This window comes from Evansella cellulosilytica DSM 2522 (genome assembly GCF_000177235.2).
Taxonomy (GTDB): domain Bacteria; phylum Bacillota; class Bacilli; order Bacillales; family Salisediminibacteriaceae; genus Evansella; species Evansella cellulosilytica.
Genome location: NC_014829.1, coordinates 3,902,471 through 3,929,266, shown reverse-complemented (window position 1 = coordinate 3,929,266; position 26,796 = coordinate 3,902,471). Strand labels below are relative to the sequence as shown.

The 26,796-nt window shown below is 32.6% G+C and carries 17 protein-coding genes; 15 read left to right on the top strand and 2 right to left on the bottom strand.

What is annotated here, in order from left to right; translation table 11 throughout:
- Positions 1–46 precede the first annotated feature (46 nt).
- Positions 47–580: a hypothetical protein gene (locus BCELL_RS18130; RefSeq protein ID WP_013490229.1), complete on the bottom strand. Its 534-nt coding sequence runs from the start codon at positions 578–580 to the stop codon at positions 47–49.
- 157 nt (positions 581–737) lie between these two features.
- On the opposite strand from BCELL_RS18130, the gene BCELL_RS18125 reads away from it, so the two are divergent.
- The 4 genes from BCELL_RS18125 (at position 738) to BCELL_RS18110 (ending at position 5,606) form a co-directional block, all read left to right on the top strand.
- Positions 738–1,274 carry a VanZ family protein gene (locus tag BCELL_RS18125; protein WP_013490228.1) on the top strand — a complete coding sequence of 179 codons (537 nt, stop codon included), beginning with the start codon at positions 738–740 and terminating at the stop codon, positions 1,272–1,274.
- A gap of 165 nt (positions 1,275–1,439) precedes the next feature.
- Positions 1,440–3,494, top strand: coding sequence for a peptidoglycan D,D-transpeptidase FtsI family protein (locus BCELL_RS18120; protein WP_013490227.1), 2,055 nt, complete (start codon positions 1,440–1,442; stop codon positions 3,492–3,494).
- Between the two features lie 321 nt (positions 3,495–3,815).
- Entirely contained in the window at positions 3,816–4,394 is a 579-nt protein-coding gene (locus tag BCELL_RS18115) for a class D sortase (protein WP_013490226.1), read from the top strand.
- A 381-nt stretch (positions 4,395–4,775) separates the two neighbouring features.
- Complete coding sequence (locus tag BCELL_RS18110) at positions 4,776–5,606, top strand: SGNH/GDSL hydrolase family protein (protein WP_013490225.1); 831 nt, start codon at positions 4,776–4,778, stop codon at positions 5,604–5,606.
- Between the two features lie 50 nt (positions 5,607–5,656).
- Here the strand turns inward: BCELL_RS18110 and BCELL_RS18105 are convergent, their stop codons facing one another.
- A complete protein-coding gene (locus BCELL_RS18105; RefSeq protein WP_013490224.1) occupies positions 5,657–5,896 on the bottom strand; it encodes a CpXC domain-containing protein in 240 nt (79 codons plus the stop codon).
- A gap of 340 nt (positions 5,897–6,236) precedes the next feature.
- Here BCELL_RS18105 and BCELL_RS18100 point away from each other — a divergent pair, with 340 nt between their 5' ends.
- The 11 genes from BCELL_RS18100 (at position 6,237) to BCELL_RS21775 (ending at position 26,756) form a co-directional block, all read left to right on the top strand.
- Positions 6,237–7,358, top strand: a complete 1,122-nt coding sequence (locus tag BCELL_RS18100; RefSeq protein ID WP_013490223.1) for a glycosyltransferase — start codon at positions 6,237–6,239, stop codon at positions 7,356–7,358.
- A gap of 22 nt (positions 7,359–7,380) precedes the next feature.
- Positions 7,381–8,529 carry a glycosyltransferase gene (locus BCELL_RS18095; protein WP_013490222.1) on the top strand — a complete coding sequence of 383 codons (1,149 nt, stop codon included), beginning with the start codon at positions 7,381–7,383 and terminating at the stop codon, positions 8,527–8,529.
- 14 nt (positions 8,530–8,543) lie between these two features.
- Positions 8,544–9,329: a glycosyltransferase family 2 protein gene (locus BCELL_RS18090; protein ID WP_041809173.1), complete on the top strand. Its 786-nt coding sequence runs from the start codon at positions 8,544–8,546 to the stop codon at positions 9,327–9,329.
- Positions 9,330–10,259: 930 nt separating this feature from the next.
- A complete protein-coding gene (locus tag BCELL_RS18085) occupies positions 10,260–11,042 on the top strand; it encodes an ABC transporter permease (protein WP_013490220.1) in 783 nt (260 codons plus the stop codon).
- 15 nt (positions 11,043–11,057) lie between these two features.
- Positions 11,058–12,599, top strand: coding sequence for an ABC transporter ATP-binding protein (locus BCELL_RS18080; protein WP_013490219.1), 1,542 nt, complete (start codon positions 11,058–11,060; stop codon positions 12,597–12,599).
- A 14-nt stretch (positions 12,600–12,613) separates the two neighbouring features.
- Positions 12,614–15,142 (top strand): glycosyltransferase, encoded by a 2,529-nt coding sequence (locus BCELL_RS18075; protein ID WP_013490218.1) that lies wholly within the window; start codon positions 12,614–12,616, stop codon positions 15,140–15,142.
- Between the two features lie 874 nt (positions 15,143–16,016).
- Positions 16,017–17,579, top strand: a complete 1,563-nt coding sequence (locus BCELL_RS18070) for a tetratricopeptide repeat protein (protein ID WP_013490217.1) — start codon at positions 16,017–16,019, stop codon at positions 17,577–17,579.
- Between the two features lie 74 nt (positions 17,580–17,653).
- Positions 17,654–18,562 carry a CgeB family protein gene (locus tag BCELL_RS18065; protein ID WP_013490216.1) on the top strand — a complete coding sequence of 303 codons (909 nt, stop codon included), beginning with the start codon at positions 17,654–17,656 and terminating at the stop codon, positions 18,560–18,562.
- A 61-nt stretch (positions 18,563–18,623) separates the two neighbouring features.
- Positions 18,624–21,974 (top strand): glycosyltransferase, encoded by a 3,351-nt coding sequence (locus BCELL_RS22260; protein ID WP_013490215.1) that lies wholly within the window; start codon positions 18,624–18,626, stop codon positions 21,972–21,974.
- Between the two features lie 110 nt (positions 21,975–22,084).
- Positions 22,085–22,957 carry a glucose-1-phosphate thymidylyltransferase RfbA gene (rfbA, locus tag BCELL_RS18055; RefSeq protein WP_013490214.1) on the top strand — a complete coding sequence of 291 codons (873 nt, stop codon included), beginning with the start codon at positions 22,085–22,087 and terminating at the stop codon, positions 22,955–22,957.
- A 196-nt stretch (positions 22,958–23,153) separates the two neighbouring features.
- Entirely contained in the window at positions 23,154–26,756 is a 3,603-nt protein-coding gene (locus BCELL_RS21775) for an N-acetylglucosaminidase (protein ID WP_013490213.1), read from the top strand.
- Positions 26,757–26,796 lie beyond the last annotated feature (40 nt).

Sequence of the window (26,796 nt, the reverse complement as noted above, 5' to 3'; positions counted from 1 at the left end):
TTTTAGTGAGTGCCCTCAAATATCAAGCTTTTTCACTCGCCTCTTATTAATTTGTAATGTAATCTAAAATAGTGCTCATATAACCTTCTTTTACTTCCTCAAATGTTTCCTTAAAATATGTCGCTTTCTCTGTCGACATTCCGTTTTCGTTTAAGTCTTCAATTAACTTATCGTACTTTTCAAAGAACTGGTCGTCAATGCTCTCTTCTATTGACTTTGCCTCCTCATAATACGTGCTAAAAAGGCTAAATAGTGAAAGCGCGTTTCCTTCCTCTCTAAGTTGTTGATAATCTGAAAGAGCAGATGATACTAATTCACCTAATTTTTGGACGGCTTCTTCCTCTAGAAAGCTGAACTCTTTTTCGTATTGATTCACGATATCATTGTTCATGTTTTCATTGTGGTTATCGGAAAAGGCTTCTTCTATTTCTTCATTTTTATCTTTTAGCTTTAATTCGTTTAATACTGTTCCATCGGATTCGTTGTTCTCATCACTACTTACTTCTGTTGATGAGTGAATCAGACCGGCTGCGCTCGCAATAAAGAAGATGAATATTGCAAGCCAAATGAATTTTTTCATATTATCCCTCCAATAAAACTGTAACAACATCCTTGCCCAAAATAGAAAAAAATATAACGGTAATTTAAAACGTATCGATATTCAGGGTTCAGTATAATCAGCCAGTAAAAAGCTTATCTTCGATACTTATCAATAAAATCGGTATATAGTAAAATAAGTGAATGATAGAAAAATTACAAACGTTGGGGGCATTACTATTTTTAAACGAAAATTTTACTTATATTATTTGTTGCCGCTTTTATTGTGGTTAACGGTTATTTATATCTCGTCATCGCAATCATATGAGACTCAAAACGTTCAACCTATGTTAGGAGAGTTTAATTTATCATGGGTTGAAACATTTGCTAAGGACATATCATTTCAATACGGTGATTCTGAAGTTAGCTTAGAAACACGTTCGCCTGCAGCCTTTGTAGAGTTTTTCTTAAGGAAAGGTGCACATCTCGTCGTTTTTGCCATTTTAGCTATTCTTTCTTATCGAGTTTTCTACTATATGAAAGCCCATCAAGGTATTGCTAGTTTAGGAGCTTGGACTTTTGTTACTTTATATGCGGCTATAGATGAGTTAAGGCAGCATTTTCATCCGTATCGATCAGGTATGATAGAAGACGTCGTGTTAGATTCAATTGGGGGATTACTCGGTATTGCTATCATAGTAGTATGGAGAAAGTGGAGAGGCAGAGATAAATCATAAAACTTTCAGAATAATTTTAACTTCTATCACCTTTAACAGTAAAATATTGTTATATTAATAATAACTTGTTTCTTTGATAAAATAGTGCCATTTAGTTAGTCGATTTGATTCACATCTAAATATGACAAATTTACGAATTATTTTAATGAACTTAGAGAGGTGAGCATGTTGCGGAAATTTAGCTATATCATTATTGTTCTTATCGTTACGCTATTATATGGTTGTTCAGACGAAGAAGAAGTTGTTAATCCAGAGGACAGTTTAGATGAGTACATAGAAGCTTGGCAGACGTTTCAATTTCACAATATGACAGCTCCTTTGACAGAGGATTCACTTCAATTGATACAAAGTCAAGAGTGGGAACTTCATGAAAGAATGGAAAATGTATATGGACAACTTGGTATTGATGATATTGTTGTAACCTATGAATCTCGAAACTTTGAAGAGGAAGAGATCAACCTCGAAGAGATAGAGGAACTCACCTATCCTATTGAAGTGACGATGAATACGATAGCAGGCACGCTTCGTTATCATACCGATGTCACTTTAGTAAAAAAAATAGAACTGATGGACGAAGAAGAGGTAGAGCATTGGCTTGTTACATGGCATCCAACTCATTTTTTCATTGGAATGCAAGAGCCAACAGATCGCATTTCCATTTCAACGTCGCAGCCTAAAAGAGGAGAAATTTACGACCGCCACGGAATAGGGCTAGTGATGAATGGCGAAGTTAATGAGGTAGGATTTGTTCCTGACTTTATAGAAGATTTTGATAGCGAAACGGAAGCGTTGGCAGAAGCGTTAAATTTAGATTTAGAGAGAGTAAAGAATGCAGCCAATCAATATCCAAATAACCCAGATTGGTTTGCACGGGTCGTCGAGATTCCTCTTGATGATACGCGAGTAAATGGGTTAGCTGATAGTATTCCTGGGGTACAGGTTCGCCAAAGCAATGGGAGAGTGTATAACTTAGGAGCGGAACTTTACCAGCTTGTCGGTTACGTTGGACCAATTACAGGAGAAGAATTAGAAGAAAGAGAAGGAATGGGATATAGCAGTAGTTCAATTTTAGGGAAAGCAGGATTAGAATTAGTACTTGAGGACGAATTACGTGGAAGTCAAGGAGTAACGATTTCTGTTGAGGATGAGAATAGACAATTGCGTGACGTCATTATAAAGACAGAACCCGAAAACGGAAAGAATTTCACATTGACAATAGACCGAGATATACAATCACTTTTAGCTGAAACGTTAGGCGATGATGTAGGCTCAGCGGTAGCGATGAATCCAACGACAGGTGAAGTGCTAGCACTTGTGAGCAACCCAGCTTATGATTCAAACACGAGAAGTTTGGGCGTGAGAGACCCGTTAGCTGATGTGTATGAACATGAGGATCTACACGAGAGGCGATGGCAGATCCCGTATTCAACAGGCTCCATTTTCAAGCCATTTACAGCAGCAATTGGTATAGAAGAGGGAACACTAGATCCTGAAAAAGTAGAAACAATTACAGGTAAAAGGTGGCAACCAGAAAATAGTGATTGGGGTAACTATCAAGTTACGAGAGTGAATGAGCATATTAATGAAGTTAATTTAAATACAGCTATGAAGTTCTCAGATAACATATATTTTGCCCGACAATCATTGAATATTGGTGCAAACGCCATGGAGGAATGGGCCGATAAGCTAGGCTTTGGAGAGCCAATGCCTTTTGCTTTTCCAATGAACGCATCAACTATTGCAAACGAGTCTATAGAATCTGAGATCCTTCTTGCCGATACGGGGTATGGGCAAGGACAAGTGCAGCTTAACGCCTTACACGTTAGTGCTTTATATACGATGTTCATTCATGAAGGTAATATTATTCAGCCAATATTGTTTGATGACGAAGAAAAAGGTGCGTACTGGATTGAGGAGATCATCTCACCAAATACTGCTGACGCCGTACTAGATTCGATCATTTCAGTAGTAGAAGATTCAAATGGTACTGCATTCCGACCGCAAGCTGATCATGGGAGATCAATTGCTGGGAAAACTGGAACAGCAGAATTAAAAACGTCACAAGAAGATGAAGATGGTCCACAGTTAGGTTGGTATGTTGCAATGGACTATGAAAAGAAAGACATTCTTGTTACAATGATGGTAGATGATAAAGAAGGAACATTAGGTAGTGGGTATGTTGTAGATAAAGTGAACGAGTTTTTATCTAGACTAGATTAACATGGAAAAAGAAATGGTTGACTCCAAACGTTAGAGGGGCACTGAAAAAGTGGTGTTCTTTCACTTTTCAGTGCCCCTAAGCAATGTGCGTCGCCGTCGCAATCGTTAAAAAGCCTGATAGGATTGGTTTTCTTTCTCCTGTCAGGCGAGCGACGAGCGTAGCCATTACCAATACGAGAAGTTTATGTGAATCGTTTTTTTTCTATAAAAAATGAAGCGCTTACTTCCAAGAAAAACATATTTTCATTTTTTCGTATGCAGTTTACAATGGAAGTATAATATTGCAACGTTGGAAATATTTAATAAAGGATGGTTCATAATATGAAAAAACTAATTGGTATCGTCTTTATATTGGCAGGTTTAATTTTTGTTGGTACTGCAGGGTACCAAATTTATCAAACCAATGCAGCGCAAAAGGATGCACTTGATTCTGCGAGGGAAATCGTAAACCGTTCAACAGATGAAAGAAAAAATTTAACTGAGCCGGTTGAATTTGAACCTGATCATGGCGAGACGATTGGGATACTGTATATACCAAAGCTTGATGCAGAGCTTCCTATCGTTGCAGGTACAGACGAGGATGACTTGGATAGAGGAGTAGGACACTTTACTGGTACAGGCTTCCCTACACAAGAAAGACAAATTTTATTATCAGGTCATCGAGATACCGTTTTTCGTAATTTAGGTGATTTAGAGATTGGCGATATATTCGAAGTGCAAATGGAATATGGGACGTTTCAATATGAAATTGAAGAAACATTTATTGTAGATGCTGATGATAGAACGGTCATTGATTATTCGATTGATGAAGAAGTATTAACTGTCTCTACTTGTTATCCATTCGGTTTTATCGGAAATGCACCAGATAGATATATTCTTAATGCAAAGCCTGTGAATTAATAATGAGAAACGTTTGAAAGCTTGCAATTAGCGACTTTTAAACGTTTTTTTCTTATAAAAATAGTAGAGTAGATATAAAAATTAAACGATCGTTTAATAAAAAAATAATCTATACCAGCCCACGATAGATACCCAAAGCGGAATGCTAAATATGATGCCCCAAAATAACCCCTTGAATATATTTCCTTCGTTTTGCATAAAAGTCATTCCTTCGTAATGATATTAAAATTAGTATTGGAAAATATACAGAAACATAAACATTCCTATTTAAGTATGGGTGGAAGGTTTTTTCATAGAGGCACTATTAGTAAATTACGTGTTTTACTTTTACTATAAGTATAGTATGATGAAAGTAAAATTTTGGGGATTTAGGAGTTAAACATGAAAAAATTAGTTGCTTTACTTTTAGTTTTAATATTTTGTATAACCGTCATTACAGGGGGGAGATTAACCTATAATAAAAAACTCAATAACATAGCTAATTCAGCTGTAGATGAGTATAAGGCTGCATTAATTGAATTAGAACAAAAAGAGATGGAAGCTATTGCGATGGAGGAAGCAAGAATCGAAACGCTTCTACATACATTAACCGAAGGTCTCAACAACCAAATAAAAGAGCTGATATTAGAGAACTATCATCAAGATGGTGATGTAAAAATACTTGTATTTGGAACGAACAATGTAATATTAGAAAATGAAGATGGGAAATCATGGCCAAAGATTGCGGAAGATAGATTAAATGAAGCGTATGAAAAGGATATGTTCGTATTTGAATCAAAATCGTTTGGTGATCGAACGAGTATTCAAATCATAGAGGAAGGGCTTCATGTACAACTGGCAGAGAATGATGCGGACATTGTTTTGATAGAATCGAGTATTTGGAATGATAGTATTGGACAAGTGGCTCCCGCAGACACGCGCACTGTTCTTAGTATGAAGATGAATGCGATAGAACGTGAAAATGAAGATGCAGTTATCCTTGTTCACCCTGCACCACCTGTTTATGATACACAATTCTATCCTATATATGTTGAGGAATTAAAGGAATTTGTCATTGAGGAAGGTTATTTGTATATAGATTATTGGACAGATTGGCCAAGTATAGATGATGAAGTTCTATTAAATTATGTTAATGATGGTGGGAGTTCACTTACTGATCTTGGAAAATTAAGTTTAAGTGAAAACATTTTGGATATATTTATGAATAAATAAAAGAAAATGACATTTCAAACTGCTAAAAAAGCAATTTAAAATGTCATTTTTTATTTACAGTTTACTAACTTTACTAAATAAGCAGAATAGCCCATATAGCACTTAGGGCATTGAAATGGAAAAGAGATTTTCTTATCAAGTGCTGCGTGTCTAATGTCAGGACTATTTTCACCGTATGTTTTTATTGCAATATCGTTCCATTCTTCTACAGTTGATTTTTCATTGCAGCTAGGACACAATACGTGGGTACTACGTTTATATTTTTTTGATTGTAGTAATTTTAAAGCCAATATGTTCACCTCATGATCTGCTAGAAAAAATAATTTACGACAAATTATAACATATTCATTACTACTAATTATATTGGAAATTGTTTATTTGTGAAGGGTTTTTTTAATAATATAGATAAAAAGCCTATGTTTCAAAGAAAATTCGACAAAAATGTAGTCTTTAGTCATAGACTATTTTGTTATCTTTCTAAAATTTTCATTTTTTGCTATGATATAATCGGTTGTTTTGCGTTCTTTGTTACTTTTTGAAAGGAATCGTCGTCTAAAAAAGAGTATTATGTAAATGTAGCTTGATAAAAAAAGTCCGAGCAATCGTTTTTTACGGAAAGGTTGTATTATTGTGGAAAAGAAAAACGTCTTATTTTTTATATACCAAATGGGTGGCGGAGGAGCTGCTCGAACGTTACTCAATATCATTAACAACTTAGACCGGGAAAAGTTTGCACCCAAATTAGTTACTTTAAATTTTGATGGTTCCTACGAGCACGAATTAAAAAGTGATGTTGAGTTTATTAAATTACGAACGACTCGTTTAAGTAGATCTATTTTTAGTTTGTCAAAAATCATAAAAGAAAAAGATATTGATATTGTTTTTAGTACAATCCCAAGAGTGAATACAATCGCTATCCTTGCTACGCGGCTAAGTTTTTCAAAAGCAAAATGTGTCGTTAGGGAAGCGGATAACTTAGGGGGGACCTTTAAAGAGGACTTACAGCTTCGTGGATTTGGAATGATGTATAAGCTATCTAATCAAGTTGTATCTTTGTCTGAAGGAGTAAAGGAAAACTTAGTCAGTAAATATAAAGTAAAGCCCTCTCATATAGAAGTCATTTATAACCCTGTTGATATTCAGCATATTAATCATAAAATTGTGACTGGGAAAGTGGATAGCCAATTTCAACCGATTTTTGAGACAGGGGATAAAGTCATCATAACCGCAGGACGGTTAGTTGAACAGAAGGATCAAACGACATTACTAAAGGCTTTTGCAAAAGTAAATGAAGAAATAAGCAGTCAACTAGTAATACTTGGAGAGGGACCTTTAAAAGACAGTTTAATCTCAGAAGCGAAACAGTTAAATATCGAAAACAGGATACATTTTATTGGGTTTCAAAGTAATCCTTATATCTATTTTAAACATGCAGATGTTTTTGTGCTTTCATCTATACATGAAGGCTTTAGTCATGTCATTGCGGAAGCACTAGCGACTAAAACCCCAGTCGTATCAACAAATTGTAAATCAGGTCCATCTGAAGTATTAAACGGGGGAGAATTTGGCTATTTATGCCCTGTTGGTAGTGTCGAGGAAATGAAAGCGTATATTTTGAAAGTGTTAAAGAAAGAAAAAGATGAAGTAAACCAAATGATAGAACACGGTTATAGACGAGCACACGATTTTGATGCGAAAAAAATTGTGAAGCAATATGAAGAAATATTTTTAAAAACACTTCGAGAGAAATGATATAAAAAGGAGGTGTTGTGCTATGAGCAACACCAAGTCTGTCGTGCACTTAACGACTGTCCACCACCCTTTAGACCCGAGAATTTATTATAAGGAGTGCAAGTCTCTTCATAAAGCTGGGTTTAAAGTATCGTTAATTGTACCAGAAGATCATGATAGTAAAGAAATTACTGATATAACAGTCGTGCCAATCAAAAAGCGTAAAGGTAGATTGAAACGAATGGTTTTATCTACGATCGAAGCATATAGAAAAGCGCGTGCGCTCCAGGCAGACTATTACCATATTCATGATCCCGAGCTGCTGCCATTAGCCTGGCTTTTAAAGAAGAAATCAAATGTCGTCATCTATGACATTCATGAGGATTATGAAACGAGCATGCAGCAAAAGGAATATATCCCAAAGTCAATTAGAAAGCTAATGGGTAAAACGTATAGGCTAATAGAAAGGTTTTTTTCAAGAAAGCTAGCACTATGCTTAGCGGAAAAATACTATAAAGAGAAATATCCTTCCGGAACCTGTATTCTTAATTACCCTGTATTAAACGAGCAACTCATTGATCACAAGATTGATAGTACAATGGAACGGGAAGACAAGCTCATCTATACTGGTAATATGACTGAGGAGAGAGGGGCAAAAATCCATGCTCGGTTGCCATTAATTGACGAACAAATAAACGTTAGCTTTTACGGAAGGTGTCCTCGAGCACTGGCAGAAGAAATGCTTCATTTGGCTGGTGAAAAAAAGGATCAGTTGCATATTGAAGGCATAGATCGTTACGTTCCTAAGTCGATTATTGATCAGTCTTACGTAAAACACCAATGGTTAGCTGGTATTGCTTTATTTCCGCCAACAGATCATTACATGAAAAAGGAGCTTACTAAGTTTTTTGAATATATGAGTGTAGGATTACCTATAATATGCTCCAATTTTCCGATGTGGAAGCAGTTTGTCGAAGAATATTCATGTGGCATTGCAGTGGATCCTTATAACGATGATGAAATAAGATCCGCCATTGAGTTTTTGAGAACAAATAGGAATTTAGCTTTGGAAATGGGCAATAATGGGAAGAAGGCTGTAATGGAAAAGCTAAACTGGCATGCTGAAGAAAAAAAGCTAATCAACTGGTATAAGGAATTAGCATTAACAGTTAATGATGGAAATATCTCATAATGGTGAGTGATAACATGGAAAGAGTTGAAAATAAAAGCATGCCATTAATATCAATTATTACTCCGACATATAATTCGGAAAATTATATTGCTGATACGATCGAATCTGTATTAGCTCAAACGCTAGACGATTGGGAGATGATTATCGTTGATGATTGCTCGACAGATAATACAACGAGCGTGATTAGGTCGTATGTGGAAAAAGATGAAAGAGTAAAGCTTATTCAGCTCGAAAAAAACAGTGGTGCAGCCATTGCGAGAAACACAGCTATAAGCCACTCCGTAGGTAAATATATCGCCTTCCTCGATGGTGATGACCAGTGGTTACCAGAAAAGCTAGAAAAACAATTGCAATATATGCAGGAAAAAGGTGCTTCTTTCTCTTTCACGAAGTATAAAACGATGGATCAAAAAGGCGAAGAAACGGGGACAATTGTAGATGCGCCTGAAACAGTAAACTATCACCAATTATTAAAGCATAATGTGATAGGCTGTTTAACGGTCATGCTTGATGTGGAAAAGGTTGGACAAGTTAAAATGGTCGACATACGTTCTCGCCAAGATTACGTGCTATGGCTCGAATTATGCAAAAAAGGGTTTGAAGCCCACGGGATACAAGAGGTACTAGCAAAATACAGAGTGAGCCAACACTCCTTATCGAGTAACAAAGTGAAAATGGCAAAGCAAAACTGGAAGGTATACCGGGAGATTGAGGATTTAAGTTTATTAAAAAGTTTATGGTATTTTATAAATTACGCATTTTATAAGTTAAGTAAATCTCTTTTTAATAAAATTCTATAGTGAAATTTAGTAATGACTATACCCGATTTTACAATTTTTACAATAGTGTTCACTGCTACCATCATCTAATGATTTTACTATTTATTTTATTATGCACTTTGTTGTTAAATAATATGAAAATCAACCTTTATGAGTCTCGCTGCAAAACTGTTTAAATATGTAGGAAAATATTGTGTGATAAAAACTTGTAATTTGTCTTGTTGAGAAGTATTATAAAAAAAATATCATATAGGATAGTGGTTAATTATCAGATATTGTAGGACGAAATTTAATTAATATCAATTATTAGCAGAAATAAATTAATCTATATTAAAAATGTAACTTATTGTATATGTACAGGTTTCATTCTATCTATTTAATTTAGTAGAGAATATACAATTCTAAGAATAAGTGATTATTGAAGTAGTAAAGTAAAATGTACAGAGTTACATCTATTCAGAAGAAATCATTAATTGTAACATGTTAAATAGAGAATATGTTGTAATGTGAAAAATTTGGTTAGTATGATCCCGGTGGTGGTATTTAAGGGTTTAGTAATAGTAAAAAAATATTATTGGTAATGTTGGATCGAGGGGAAGCTATTTTCAATATTAAAAAAGGATTTGTATACTATGAAAAGATGCCTTTTCTTTTATTGAAAAAAATTACAAAATAGGAGAGATTTCTTTGACAATATTGAGGTGTTAGAGAGCTCATTATGTACATAAGTAATTGTTATGCACAATTATTACCTTTAAAAATTAAGGATATATACAATAAGGGGGTGAAAAAATAGACTGTATAGGAAGTTAATAAATGAATGTATGAATGAACTATAAGATTAAATAAACATAGAAAAAGTTTGAAAGTTTGAAAAGTTTAAATTAGCGTTTTTTGATAATAATAATGTATGTTATAGATTTTTATTTTAAGGCGGTGTAATACAATATAATGCAAGAATATATTAAAGAAATGTTAAAAAGGAAAGATCTTTTATTTTATCTAGTAAAGTCAGGTCTAAAGGCAGAACACCGTAATAGCTATTTAGGATATTTTTGGTGGCTGTTAGACCCTTTGCTAAATGTTGTAGTGTACTACTTTTTAGTAATTGTAATTCTACAGAGGTATTCTGATGTACCAGAATACCCTGTTTACTTAGTAATTGGTATGGTTGTCTGGCGTTGGATGAATACTACTGTAAATACGTCGGCAAAAGCAATTACAAAGTATTCTTCAATTATTAACCAAGTTTATTTGCCAAAGTCCATTTTCCCATTAGCTATGACTTCTACTCAATTGTTTAACTTTGCATTTGGATTAGTGGTAATAGCTATATTCTTAGCTATCTTTGGAATTGTACCAGGTTGGCATGTTATTTTATTACCAGTTATAATATTAATTCAATTAATATTTTTGACTGCTGTAAGTTTATTCTTAGCTTATATATGTGTTTTTGTTCGAGATATTGATAATATTCTATCACATATTTTGCGCTTGTTTTTCTACTCTTCTCCAATTATATGGATAGGGAGCCGTTTGCCAGAACAGTATGATTGGATTGTGGCAATAAACCCTGTAGCAATAATAATTGAATCATACAGGGATGTACTAATGTATAATACAGCTCCATCATTCACCGGTTTATTTATAATAGCATTATTGTCAATCATAGTTATTTTTGGAATGCTACGTCATTATAGCAAGAATGAACACAAAATAATTAAAGCATTATAAAAGAGGTTATTTATTATGTCATTTAATAAGATGAATAGACTGAATGAATATGATCAAAATAAAGAAGTAGTAATAAAGGCAGAGAATCTTGGTGCATCTTTTGTTTCTGGATATAAAGATGATTATAAATCACACGTAATTAATTTTTTTAAGAAAAAGGAAAATGATGAAGATGCCGAAGGTAAAGTAGTGTGGCCAATAAGGAATTTAAACTTTAGAGGTTATAGAGGTGAAATATTAGGTATTATTGGCTCAAATGGCTCTGGTAAAACAACACTGTGTAAGATACTATCAGGTATTCTTAATCCTGATGAAGGAGAAATTCAAGTTAAAGGAAAAGTGTCAGCTTTATTTTCCTTAGGGATGGGATTCAATAAATCTCTCACTGGACGCGAAAATGTATATCTTAATGGAATGATGTTGGGTATAGACAAAAAAAGAATTCATGAATCTATAGATGAAATTCATGCATTTTCAGGAGTTGGTGATTTTATGGACCAACCAATGAAATATTATTCAAGTGGAATGAGGGCTCGTTTAGGTTTTAGCGTTGCAGCATATCTAGAACCAGAAATTTTAATTCTTGATGAAGCTTTAAACACAGGTGATAAGGAATTTAGTGAAAAAGCAGCTGTGAAGATAAAGGAACTAGTTAAAAAAGCAAAAATGGTCATTTTAGTAACACATAGTCTAAAATATGCTGAAACTAATTGCGATCGCTTGATTTGGTTGGAAAAGGGTATTATTAAAGAAGTAGGAAATCCAAAGGATGTCATAGAAAGATATCAGTCTACATTACCAGAAAAAAAAACAAAGAAAAAGAGAAAGTTAGATCTAAAAAAAACAGAATCTATAATAAGAGACACTACAATAATTAAGGCTGAAAATCTTAGTGTGTCATATAATATAAAAAAAGGGAAACATTGGGCTTTAAAAGATATTAATTTTAAGATTAATGAAGGAGAAGTTGTTGGGATAATTGGGCATAATGGTGCTGGAAAAAGTACTGTTTGTAAAGTATTAACAAGAATTCTTACTCCTGATAAAGGCGTTCTTAAAGTAAATGGTGAAACTACAGCACTATTGGGGTATGGGACTGGATTTAATGCACAATTAACGGGTAGTGATAATATATACTTAAACGGAATGTTGTTAGGTATACCAAAGGATAGAGTGAATCGGGATTATAATGATATAGTTAAATTTTCTGAACTTGGCAAGGCAATAAATAAACCAGTTAAAGAATATTCAAGTGGAATGAAATCTAGATTAGGATTTAGTATTGCAGCAACATTACAACCAGATATATTTATTATAGATGAAGCTTTATCTACTGGGGATATATCATTTAAACAAAAAGCAAGTGAAAAGATCCAGGAGATGATGGAAAGTGCAAAAGCGGTTATAATTGTGTCACATAGTATGGGGTTTGTTGAAAAAGTTTGTACAAGAGCAATTTGGATTGAAAACGGCGAAATAAAATTTGATGGAGATTCAAAAGAAGCAGTAAAGCTTTACAAGGAAAAGGTTAGAGGTACAAAAGATAAAGGTAAATAGACAAGGTGTTGAATATGATGTCTAAAAGGGTATCACGAAAAATTGCTGATTTTTTTCAATGGGTTTATGATAAAGTACTAACATCGGAGCAAAGAGGTAGAATAAAAAAATTTCTGAGTGAGAATCAGAAACAGTTTTTAAAAAGTAAATTTAAAAATGGAAAAAAACAAATACAATTAGATAAGATAGATAGAGTTAAATATCGTCTAACATCACTTGGTTTTAATGGAAAAGCATATGATGATCTTAAAATGATGTATAAAAACAGTGAAGATGACAACATGAGAAAGCTTGCGGGATGGGAGCTGGCACTCTGGCATGCAAATCAATATACTTCGGACGATGCTGAACAATGTATTAAGTATTTAGAAGGTACATTTAAAAATGAAAAAGAATTCGGCAATATTAAAAAAAATGCGATATTACAAGCAGAATGTTTAGACTTGCTAGGTAAAATTGAGGAAGCAAAGAAAGTAATTTTGAAAGCATTACAGATTAAAGACGATCCGGATTTGTTTTTATCCTATGCTAACCTAGAGCCGGAGTTACAGACAAAAATAGAGTATATTAATAAAGCGTTAAGTATAAAAAAATTATCAAATATATCAATATCTGATTCAGGCAAGACAATGTATGACAGGTTAAAAGGAAGAAAAGGGGAAGATCCTAGAAAACTAATTAAAAATGTAATTCCAAAGGTAACAGTAATTATACCTGTTTACAATGCAGAAGAAGGGCTGACCACAGCACTAGACTCTGTGTTGTCACAAACTTGGACAAACCTTGAAATTATTGTAGTGGATGACTGTAGTACAGATAGTACTGTTACCATAGTTAATGAATATATTAAGAAAGATTCAAGAGTACTTTTGATTAAGACAGAAACCAATAGTGGTCCCTATATTGCTCGTAATCTAGCTCTTAAAAAATCTACAGGAACCTATGTGACAATAAATGATGCTGATGATTGGTCCCATCCTCAAAAAATTGAAAGACAAGTAACACACTTGGAAGGTAATCCAAAGGTAATAGGGAATACCTCTCAACAATCAAGAGCAACTAATGAATTGAAGTTTTTTAGAAGAGGGAAACCAGGCCATTTTATTTTTAGTAACATGTCATCATTTATGTTTAGGCGTGAACCTGTTTTGGAGAAAATAGGTTATTGGGATTCAGTAAGATTTGGGGCTGATTCTGAGTTTATAAAAAGGGTTAAGTTAGTTTTTGGTGATAAGTCTGTAATTGAATTAACAACAGGTCCCCTTTCTTTTCAAAGACAAACTAATACTTCTTTAACTGGTAGTTCTGCTTTTGGATTTCCTGGTTACTTTATGGGAGCCAGAAAAGAGTATACAGAGGCTCAAACCTATTATCACTCTAATACTGAAAACTATTATTATAACTTTCCGCAAAAACAAAGACCATTTCCTATACCTGAACCTATGTTACCATCTCGTGAGTCTACAAATGATGAAAAACGGAAATTTGACGTAATCATTGTTTCAGATTTTAGACTTGATGGAGGCTCAACTATTTCAAACTTAGAAGAAATAAAGGCTCAAAAAGAAATGGGATTTAGGACAGGACTAATTCAATTAGCTCGTTATGATTATTCACCAAAGAAATTTATCAACTCTAAAATAAGAGACACCATTGATGGAGTTAATGTTCAAATGCTTGTTTATGGAGAACAAGTAGCCTGTAGATTATTAATTATAAGGTACCCACCTGTATTGGAAGAATGGCAACGCTTTGTACCAAGTGTAGAAGCAGAATTTGCTTGTGTAATAGTTAACCAAACTCCAATGAGCGATTATGGGGATACTGGTATAAAGCGATTCGATATCATAAAGTGCAATCGCCATTTGCAAGAGTATTTTGGTGTTTCTGGTACTTGGTATCCGATTGGACCATTAGTGAGAAAAACTTTATATAAACATCATAAAAAAGAAATAGAAGAGATATCTTTAGGAAATGATGATTGGAATAACATAATTAACATTAAGGAATGGAGACGAGAGTCCTACGAACCAAATAAAGAAAAAATAAAAATAGGAAGACACTCTAGAGATCATGTAGTTAAATGGCCAGAGAATAAAGATGAACTCCTAGAGATTTACCCTGTGAATGATAATTTTGAAGTTCATGTCCTAGGAGGGGGCGAAATCCCCAGGGGAATATTAGGAAAGTTGCCAGAAAATTGGCGTGTTTATAATTTTGATGAAAAAGAACCAAAGGAATTTTTGGCAACTCTTGATGTATTTGTTTACTATACTCATTCGGATTGGGTCGAATCTTTTGGTCGTGTTATTATTGAAGCGATGGCTGTTGGGGTTCCAGTTATACTTCCTTATGAATATAAAGAATTATTTGGAGAAGCTGCTATATATGCATTCCCTTCAGAAGTGCAAAAAAAGGTTGAACTATTAATAGCAGATGAAAAGAAATATCAAGAACAGATTGAAATTGCCAACGATTACGTTGAGAAACATTTTGGATATACAAAACATGGGCAAAGATTGGCAAAGTATACAAAGATATAATGTTTGTAGGAAAGACCCCGGGAATTCTGGGGTCTTTTAATTTTTGGCCTGCCCAGCACAACTATTAATAACTTCTCCTTATTGATATGGTGCAAAACCTTGGATATTGACTTCCAATACCAAATAAGACATCTTACTCTCTTTTGTGGATTATATCTCTGCTCTTTTAGTTCCAACTAGGATTCATTGAGTAAAACCATCTTCTATGAACCATGTTATCTTCCAAAGTTGTTCTTCTGTTATTTTCTTGGTTTACATCATCGAAGGTTTCGTTAGGAAAGAAAAGGTGGTCTTTCTTTATATATATGAATCACACACCTCAAAAAGGCCAAAGCAAAAGGTGCTAACTTTAATTAAGGAATTCACCGAGCTAAGACATAAATTATATATGACATTTGCAATTTAGATAAAGGCTATAAATCAGTTTAAAACGACTTAATATCATAAGAATAGACGAAATAGAAAAACTAAAGTAAAGAAACTTTGGAAGAAGTTTAATACTGTATTAGTGAAACTGGAAAGCTAATGTCGAAAAGTCAAAGAAAGAAGAACGTCAGAAAACCGTATAAGTAAAAATAGCAATTACTGTCTGAATAAAGAGAACTGAATGTCAAGAAGAAATCCAAAGGGATATTCTATAAAAATCAGTTTTAATCTCATTTGGAAATAATTTATCTTAAAATCAAATGACATAAAATTTCAATATATGATAAAATCTACGATAGAACAAATCAAATGTGTTTTTTGTATTAAAATTGATAATTATTTGTATGAGAATGAATATATATATATTTTTTTTGTCACTTTTGTTAATAAATATTAATAATTGCTATAATATTAGGGGAGATAAATAATCAAAATACCTAATAAGTAGGTGAGTAAAATAGATACAATTGAAAAAATAAATAATGCAAAAAAATTAATGAAAAAAAGAAAATGGTCAAAAGCAATAGAGGAATGGAAAGATGTTCTAGACGTTCAAAAAGGTAATCCAAAAATATATTTAAATTTAGGGAAATGTTATCGTGCTACTGGTAAATATGATGCTGCAGAATTAGCAATTAAAGAGGGGATGTATCAAAGTAAAAAAACAAATAAAGAGCAAACAGAAGTACGTGTTATGTTTTATAGTGAACTATTTGGAGTATATAAAAAACAGAAAAAATGGGATGAAGCAATCAATGTTGGGGAAAAGTTGACTAACTTAGAGCCTAAAAGTGAAAAGTATTATCGATGGATAAGTCGAATTTATGAAAAGAAAAACATGAAGGACTTAGAATCAAAATACATGAAGGAAAGTTTAGAAATTAGACTATCCCCATCTTTGAATGAGGTGATAAATCATGTCGAGTGTGGTTTGGAAGCTCAAGGCTATCTGTGCAAATCCAATTACAGATGTATAACGGGAGCAAATAATCTCGGTGTTATTGAGCACTTTCCCATTAATAACGAAAGTAATAAAAGGGAATATATTACGAAAATTATTGAGAACTTTAAGATAGGAAATGAATCTTTATTTTATTCTAAAATACGTAATACATTTTCAGTATTACAAAACGTTACGCCTAGAATGGTTCATTATACTGAATCTAACAATATTAAATTTTTGACATTAGAGAAAGTAGAAGGCGTTCATCCAACTAAAGAAGAATTAAAAGAGATTTTAAATCTGCATAAGGCAATAACTTCTATTAAATTCGACGATGTTAAGGGTTTATTTACAAAAAATGAACATATTTTTAGAAACAACGAACCTGAGTTGGCATATTTCTTTCAAAATATGCATGATGGATATGTAAATGAAGAGATATTTAAATGGCTTTTTATGGAAATAAATAAAAAGCAATATTCTGTTGATATCTACACTCTAATTCAAAAACTTAAGGGTTTAATTATAGACAATAAATTATTTAGTATTTTAGAGCCAAAACAGAACTACACTCTAATGCATGGAGATTTCCATCATAAAAATATAATAACTAGTTCTCAAGGGGTTAGTAAGGTCATTGATTGGGCCTTTTGTGGCGTGGGCCCAAATGGAATTGATCTCGTAATATTATTTAGAAGATTTCAATACAAATTTAAACAAATAGAAAAAAATTTCCTTTCTGACTTAGAGAGTGGAGGAAAGCTTAAAAATATTGAGAAGATATTTTTTTGTTACGGACTAATTGTTACATGGTTTAGATATCAAGAAATAAAAATGATTAATTCAAATGACCAAAATCTTGAAACAATTATTAATTATATCGAATCATTAGTAAATCAAGAATTAGAAAATAATAATCAAGATCAAATATTAACAATTAATAGTAAATTTACAAATAAAGCATTAAAAAATAATAATAGTGATTTACAATTATCTCAAGACAATTCGAAAACTACTAACATAAGTATTTTAACTCGTTTAAAACAATTGTTTAACAAAGATAATTAAGTCAATGTATTTGTTAAATCTTAAACAGTAAAAATAACTTGTAGTAAATATTTAGTCTAGATTGGAGAAATTTTATGAAATGGATAATTAAAAATCCAGCACCAACTGACTGGAGACAAGATAAGTGGGGAGACTTCCACTTTGGGAGATCTCTAACAAAGTATTTATCAAGGATGAATCAAAAAGTTGAAACAGATTACCATGGGGAATGGGATAATAATAAAACGGCTGATGTTGTTCTTGTATTAAGAGGAAAACATCCTTACACAGTAAAGAAAAGTGATTTTAATATAATGTGGAATATTAGTCATCCTGAATCAGTTACACTTGAGGAGTATCAGTCTTATGATATAGTTTTTGTAGCATCAAATTCCCATGCCGAATATTTAAGTTCAAAAATTCAGGTTCCAGTATTTCCGTTGTTACAATGTACTGATACAGAAGAGTTTTATGAAAGTTCTTCTAATTATCACGATAGGAAAGATATTATCTTTGTTGGTAATACTAGAGGCGTTGAGCGAGCTTGTGTTATTTGGAGTTCTGAATTAGGTTTACCCCTTAAAGTATGGGGGAGAGGTTGGGTTGAGATGATTAATAAAAAACTTATTGTCGGAAAGTATATAGATAACCAAAAGTTGGGTGAACTATATTCTAATTCTAAGATAGTATTAAATGATCATTGGGAAGATATGAAGCAATATGGGTTTATTAATAACAGAATTTTTGATGCAATTGCGTGCGGTCTGCCAATTATATCTGATTATCACGAAGAACTTTATAAGTTATTCGGGAATAAAATTTTATATTACAAAGATAAAGAAGAATTTAACTTATGTGTGGAAGAATTCTTTTTAGCATATCCTCTTCTCAAAGAAAATGTAGATGAATTAAAAGAAGAAGTTACAAGCAATTACTCTTTTCAAAATAGAGCACAATTTTTAGTTGAAACTGTAGAAGAGCATATTAGAAAAAATAAAGTATAAGACTTCAGAAAAATTCTTAGATCGAACTACAATAATTTTTTGTAGAATAGGAGGAAAAATATTGAATAGATATTGGGAAAATCTAATGCAACCTATATTAGATATCACAAAAGCAAAAACGATTGTTGAAATAGGGGCACAAAAAGGGATTAACACAAGGAAGATTCTAGAATATTGTACAGAGAATGGTGGGAAATTATACACAGTTGATCCATTGAAAATACCTGAATATGATATATGGACAGAAGAAAATGGGGAACATTTTGAGTTTCTACAAGAATTAAGTCTTAATGCATTACCGAAAATTGAGGATTATGACGCTATTCTAATTGATGGAGATCATAATTGGTATACAGTTTATAATGAACTTAAAATAGTGGAGAAAAATTTTAAGGGCAAAAATAAATTCCCAATTATATTTGCACATGATATTGGATGGCCATATGGGAGAAGGGATTTATACTATACACCAGAAAATATTCCACCTTATTATCAGCAAGCTTATAAAAAGTTAGGGATGTTACCAAACAAAAATGAATTAGTGGAGAAGAATGGATTAAACGGACATTTATTTAATGCCATATATGAAAATAACAATAAAAATGGAGTTCTAACTGCCATTGAAGATTTCATACAGGAAACTAGCCTCGACTTAGAATTGGAGAAAATTCATGGTTTTCATGGTTTAGGTATTATCTATGAAAAAAATGATAAAAATCGTAAAATAACAGAGTTCATTTCTTCTCGATCTTTTCAAGATAGCCTGTCAATGAAATTAGAAGGAGAAAGACTAACGTATTTAATTAAGACTAATAACCTATCCATTAAGATAAGGGAGTTAGAGGAAATAAAAAATAAGACTGCTAGGGAAAAAGAACGCTTATTAGAAATATCAAAGGAAATGGACGTACTTAATGAAAAGTTAAGAAACTTATCTCAAGAAAAAGACAATTTAAGTGGTAAATTAGAAGCTGTATCAACTGAAAAAAATACATTAAAAAATAAAATTAATAACTTAGAAGTTGTTAATAAGGAACAAACTAAAAAATACAATTTGGTTACAGAAGAATTACGTAATATGCGTCAAGATCTAAAGAAACAGAGTAGAGAAACTGAGAAAGTCTATGATTCAATAAAGTATAATCTAGGTGATCTTTTGATTTCATCTGTCAAATCACCAAAAAATTTATTAGCATTACCATATCGTTTACTTAAGCTGTCAAAAAGGGCTGTTAGCAAAAATAAGTCTACGACTGTAAAAGAAAAAAAAAATAATAAGACTTTTAGGAAATTAAATTTTCACAATAAAAAATTTGATAAAACCCTATTTTACAAAGTTGTAGATGATATAAACAAAGAAAATCCAAAAGGCAATTTTTATAAAATATTACAAGATAGTGAATCACAATTAAAGGAAATAACCAGATATATTGAAAATGAGCCTTTAGTAACAATTATAATGCCAACATATAATAGAGCAAATGTAATTGGACAAGCTATACAAAGTATAGTTGAGCAAAGTTATACGAATTGGGAACTCATTATATGTGACGATGGAAGTAGAGATAAAACAGAAGAGGAGGTAAAAAGATTTAAAGACGAAAGAATAAAATATCATAAATTAGATTGGGGCGGAGCAGCAAAAGCGAGAAATTATGGACTATCAGTTTCTAAAGGTGAATATATAGCCTATTTAGATTCTGATAACGTATGGCATCCACTTTATCTTACAGCTAATATTGGAAGGTTACTTGCGAACCCAGGGTATTACTCTGTGTTCAATAGATATATTGATGTTTATTATTACGATAACAAATACAAAATTAAAACCTGTAAATCACTAACTTTTGATTACGAAAAATTAATGGAGAAAAACTTTATTGATTTAAATTCCTTCGTTCATCGAAGAGAATTATATGATCATTTTGGAGGTTTTAATAACGATCTCGTTAGGCGTCAGGACTGGGATTTAGTTCTTAAATATACTTTTTTGAGGAACCCACTATATGGAGATCAACTTCTTGTTATTTACCGCAGAAATGAAAATTGGGGACAGATATCAAATTTACAAAGTAATGACCACCAAAGTTTGAGCACAATCCAAGCAAATGTTTCTTCCTATTTTGAAAATGGATTACCAGCACTTAAACCTTCTGTTGATCTTCCTAAAATAACCATTATTTCATGGGATGTTAGTAGGAACCATTTTTCAAAAGCATATAATATCGCTGAATCATTATCTTCATTTTATACAGTTCAGTTACTTGGATTTAGATTTTTTGATGAGAAAATTTTTCCGCCTTATGAAAATGAAGTGCCAAATTTTGAAATGACTATACTTGAAGGAAAAGAATTCCCCGATTTCTTTAAAATGATGTCTGAGGCTTTAACAAAAATTAACGGAGATGTTGTTTACGCTATAAAACCAAGATTATCAAGCTTAGGTTTGGCTTTATTAGCAAATTATCATTTAAGTAAACCTCTTATATTAGAATATAATGACTTGGAAACTGTTGTTTCAAGCCCACAAAAAGACAAGGAGCTTCAAAAGAAATTTAAATTAGAAGAAGTAGATTTTACAGATAAAGAATTACAAGTTCCTTATAGTTTGCAATGGTCAAAAATAATGGAAGAATTATCTCATAAAGTACCAGTTACTACTACTCATAATAAAACACTTGACCAATTTTTTGGTGGAAAAAGCTTTTATATTAGAAATTTGAAAGATGAAAGCTATTACGATCCAGATAAATACAATAGAGATGAAGTTAGGGAAGAACTAGGATATACAAAAGATGACAGAGTTATTTTATTTGGTGGACTCATAAGAAAGCATAAAGGTATATATGAACTAGTTGACCTTATAGATAGACTAAATGACCAAAGATATAAATTATTGTTTGTAGGTTCAAGAGAAACACCAGATCAAAAAAAATTAATGGATAAGTATGGGGATAGAATTAAAGTTTTACCACCTCAAGGAAGAAATGAGATGGCAAAAATTAATTATGCTTCAGATCTTGTTATTTTATGGCTTGATCCAAGTATCCCAGCGAGTCACTACCAAATGCCATATAAATTTACAGATGCAATTGCAATGAAAGTTCCTGTTATAGCAAATGATATTTCAGATTTGGGTGATTTAGCAAGAAGTGGATACTTAAAACTTGCAAAACATGGTGATTTTGATGAATTAATGTATGCTATTAAAGATGTTTTTGATAATCCAATGAAAACAAAAGAAATTGTAGATAAAGCTCGTAGTTTATATATTAGGCAGTTCTCTTATAAGGCAGTAAAAAGTAATTTAGACTTAATTTTTGATGTAGCTAAAAAACAAGAGAACACATTGGATGTAGCTAACGAGTTTGTTGATTTTATGAGTAACTATTATAAACAATACAAAAATTAGTCTTAATGGTATGTTCCAAAATAAATGGGAATAGAAAAATTATTAAAATATATTATATTCCCTCTTTTCTACAAAAATGAGTCTAAGTATAGAAAAACAGGGTGATTAATTTGAAAGGTATTATTTTAGCAGGAGGTAGTGGTACGCGATTATATCCACTTACACGTACTGTCTCAAAACAACTTTTACCAATTTATGATAAACCTATGATTTACTATCCAATCTCAATTTTAATGTTAGCAGGAATTAAGGAAATATTAATTATTTCTACTCCAACTGATCTACCGAGATTTCAGGAGTTATTAGGTGACGGGTCTGACTTTGGAATTTCATTTAGTTATGAAGAACAGCCTTCTCCCGATGGTTTAGCTCAAGCCTTTATCATTGGTGAGGAATTTATAGGAAATGATTCCGTGGCTTTAATTTTAGGAGATAATATATTTTATGGAAGTGGTTTATCACAAACACTTCAAAAGGCTGCAAATAAAACAAAAGGAGCAACAATATTTGGTTATTACGTTAACGATCCAGAAAGATTTGGAGTAGTAGAATTTAACAGGTTTGGTGAGGTATTATCAATAGAAGAAAAGCCTACTGTACCAAAATCAAATTATGCTGTTACTGGTCTTTATTTTTATGACAACAGAGTAATTGAAATTGCGAAGAGTATTAGACCATCAGATCGTGGTGAATTAGAAATAACTGATGTTAATAAAGCCTACCTTCAATTAAATGACTTACAAGTAGAACTGTTAGGAAGAGGCTATGCCTGGTTAGACACAGGAACGCATGAATCTCTTCTAGAAGCTTCACAATTTATTGGTACAATAGAGAAGAGACAATCACTTAAAGTAGCATGCATTGAAGAGATTGCTTTCAGGATGGGTTATATTAATAATCAAAAACTTATTGAATTAGCTAAGCCATTAAGAAAGAATAATTATGGGCAATATCTGTTAAATATAGCTAATAGCAAAAATTAGATAAGCAAATAAGTCATGGGAGGAAGTCCTTATATAAATTTTTAAGGACTTCCCAAACATTTTTTTCACTTCTGTTTAAACTTCTTGAAAAATGTGTCGATAATAGTAATAGAGATTTTCTATTTATCTCAAGTTCACTATTAGAGACGGAGGGGAAAAGGAGATTTGAAGATTAAAAATAGTAGAGGGGATTGAGATGTTGTTATTAAATAAAAGAATAAACCTTATAATATTCTCTTTCACATTGTTACTTTTCGTAGGCTTTGTAAGCCAGCCTTCATATGTATTTGCTGATGAAAACCTTAATACAGCAGACGAATGGCTTGATTATGCTAGACGTGAGCCAAATTCATCTTCGCAGTTAACAGCTTATATTCAAGGTTATAATTTATACCCTGAAGACACAAGATTCACTGATGGAATAAATGATAGAGCTAAATCATTATTGAATTATGCTAGTAATCAACATCAATTAGGCCACTTTCAATCGGCTATTTCACGATATAATTTAATATTGTCAGCACCATCTCTTCATGAAAGTATAAAATATGAGGCATCCTTAAAAAAGGAATTAGCTGAACAGGAGAAGAAATTTCCAAATGCAGATGATTTAGTAAGAACAGCAAGAAATCAATCGAATTCATCAGCACAATTAACAGCATATATTGAGGGGTATTACTACTATCCAAGAGATAGTCGTTTTAAGGATGGAATAAATGACCGTGCTACCTCATTAATAAATTTTGCAAGAGGACAGCATGAAGCTGGAAACTTTGCTTCTGCTCTTATAAGATATGATCTAATATTATCAGCCCCCGTTCTTGATGAAAATATAAAAAATGAAGTTGTAAGTCTAAGAGAATTTGCGGTTCAAGGTAAACAATACAAAACAGCAGATCAACAGTTTAATTTTGCTAGAAATGAACCAAACTCTTCGGCCCAATTGACAGCATATATAAAAGGCTATGAAATGTTTCCACATGATAAAAGGTTTGAGGATGGAATTAATGACCGCGCTTCATCATTGTTTAATTTTGCCAGTGGACAGCACCAAATTGGTAATTATGGCTCTGCAATACTCAGGTATAACTTAATTTTGTCTGCTCCAGTACTAAATAAAACTATAAAGAATGAAGTGGAAAAAAACTTGCAGTATGCTTTAGAAGGAAAAAGAACTGCTGATTTACAATATTTATTTGCAAAGAATGAACCAAATTCATCGGCCCAGTTAACTGCTCACATAAAAGGTTATGAGATGTATCCAGAAGACGGGCGTTTTGAAGATGGAATTAACGACAGAGCACAATCATTATTAAACTTTGCAAGTCGACAGCATGAATCAGGTAATTTTGGCTCTGCAATTTTAAGGTATGAATTAATTTTATCTGCGCCTATACTAGATTCACAGATTAGAAGAGAAGTTGAAACAAAACTGGATTTTGCTAATAGAAATAGAACATATCCATCTGCAGATGATCAATTCGATTTTGCAAAAAATGAACCCAATTCATCAGCACAATTAGTTGCATATATTGAAGGATACGAAATGTATCCACATGATCAAAGATTTGAAGATGGTATAAATGATAGAGCTCGTTCTTTATTAAATTATGCTACTAACCAACATGAATTAGGTAATCTTACATCGGCTAACATGAGATATGAATTAATTCTATCATCTCCAGTACTTGATAAATTCATAAAACAAGAGGCAGAACTGAAAAAATCATTTGCTGATAGAAATAAAAGTATTCCAACTGCAAATGAAATGTTTAATACTGCACGTAATGAACAAACTAGCTCAGCCCAATTAACAGCTTATATACAAGGGCATGTTATTTACCCTGAGGATCAAAGATTCGTAGAGGGTATAAATGACAGAGCTCAATCTCTATTGAGATGGGCAAGTGAACAACAACAAGATGGTAATTTCTCTACAGCGGTAAATAGATACAATTTGATTTTAACAGCACCTGTTCTAGATCCAGGGATAAAGTATGAAGCTGAAATTAAACTTGAATATGCTCTTCAGCAAAAGAAAATTCCTACAGCAAATGATCTATATAATCTTGCAGTAGCTGGACCGAATTCATCAGCTCAGTTAACAACTTATATTACAGGTTATGTCTTATATCCAGATGATAGTCGTTTCGAAGAGGGAATAAATGATAGAGCGCGTTCCTTGTTGAATTTTGCTAGCAATCAGCATTTATTAGGTAATTATGGCTCAGCACTTTTAAGGTATGAATTAATTTTATCTTCACCTGTTCTAGATGATAGGTTGAGATTGGAGACTGAGGCTAAAAAGGCTTTTGCTAATGATAGAAAAATATATCGAACTGCAGAAGAACAGCTTATTTATGCCGAAAAACAACCGAACTCATCAGCACAATTATCTGCATATATTGATGGCTATATTTTATATCCAAGTGATGAAAGATTTATAAGTGGTATAAATGATAGAGCTCATTCACTACTAAACTATGCAAATAATCAGCATAGAGCGGGTAATTTTAGTACAGCAATTCATAGGTACAATTTGATACTAGATTCATATGGAGTCGATGAATCAATTAAAGAGAACGTAAGAGTTTATTTAAGATTAGCTGTTGATGGTGATATCTTAGGAAGTGAAATAGTACAATATACTACTTATAATGTTACCTTATCACAAGCAATAAATACTCAATTGGGTCTAAACCCTCCACCACAAACGGATAAGTATCGAAATACACCTGTGTATATACACAGTTCACTTCTTGATATTATTGAGAAAGGAGTTGTATCTTCAGGAGTAAATGTAAGAACATCTCCTTCAACTGGAGGGAATAATATTGACTTTACTACTACTTCTACTATAACTGTAACTATAGAAGAGGAAGTAGAGGGAAGTTCAGTAAGTGGTGATACTAAATGGTACAAAATTAAGCACAATAATAAAACACTATATGTACACAACTCAGTTATTAATGTTAGTGATGTAGCTATAGTCAAAAGCACAGCAAATATTCGTCAATCTGCTAGCTCAAGTAGTCATAGCTTCGGAACAGTAAGCTCTGGTACTGAGATGCGTGTTCTAAGTAAAAGAACTGGTACTTCTGTTGGTGGAAATAATGTATGGTACCAACTTGACTTTAATCGTACTTGGAGAAATGCAACTATTGATGACTTTAAAGCATATTTAGATCCAAATAACCATGATATATTTCAACATTTAGTATTGTCATCAAGTGTGGGTGTACCTTCCACTGAATTAAATAAACTCCTTTCAGGGAAAGGGATATTACATGGAACAGGACAAGCTTTCATTGATGCTGGCAGAGAGCATTCTGTAAACGAAGTTTACTTAATTTCACATGCTCTTCTTGAAACAGAACATGGTCGTTCCACATTAGCAACAGGTGTTGAAGTAGGAAGAAATAGTAGTGGTAATGCTGTTCGTGTCACTTCAAGTAACAGAAGTAACTTGACGAATATAAGAACAGTATACAATATGTTTGGTATAGGAGCTTATGATAATACTGCAGTAACAAGTGGAGCAATCTATGCTTACAATCAAGGGTGGTTTACTCCAGAGGCAGCGATAATAGGTGGTGCGAAATTTATCGGAGAAGATTATATTCACAATAGAGATAAACAAAACACCCTATACAAAATGAGATGGAACCCAGCGAGGCCAGGTGTAAAACAGTATGCAACAGATATGGGATGGGCAGTTAAGCAGGTTAGCACAATTAAGAATTTTTATAACCAACTAGACAATCCAGTTTTACATTTTGATATCCCAGTGTATAGGTAATCTAAAAAATCTAAGTTCACTATAGTGAACTTAGATTTTC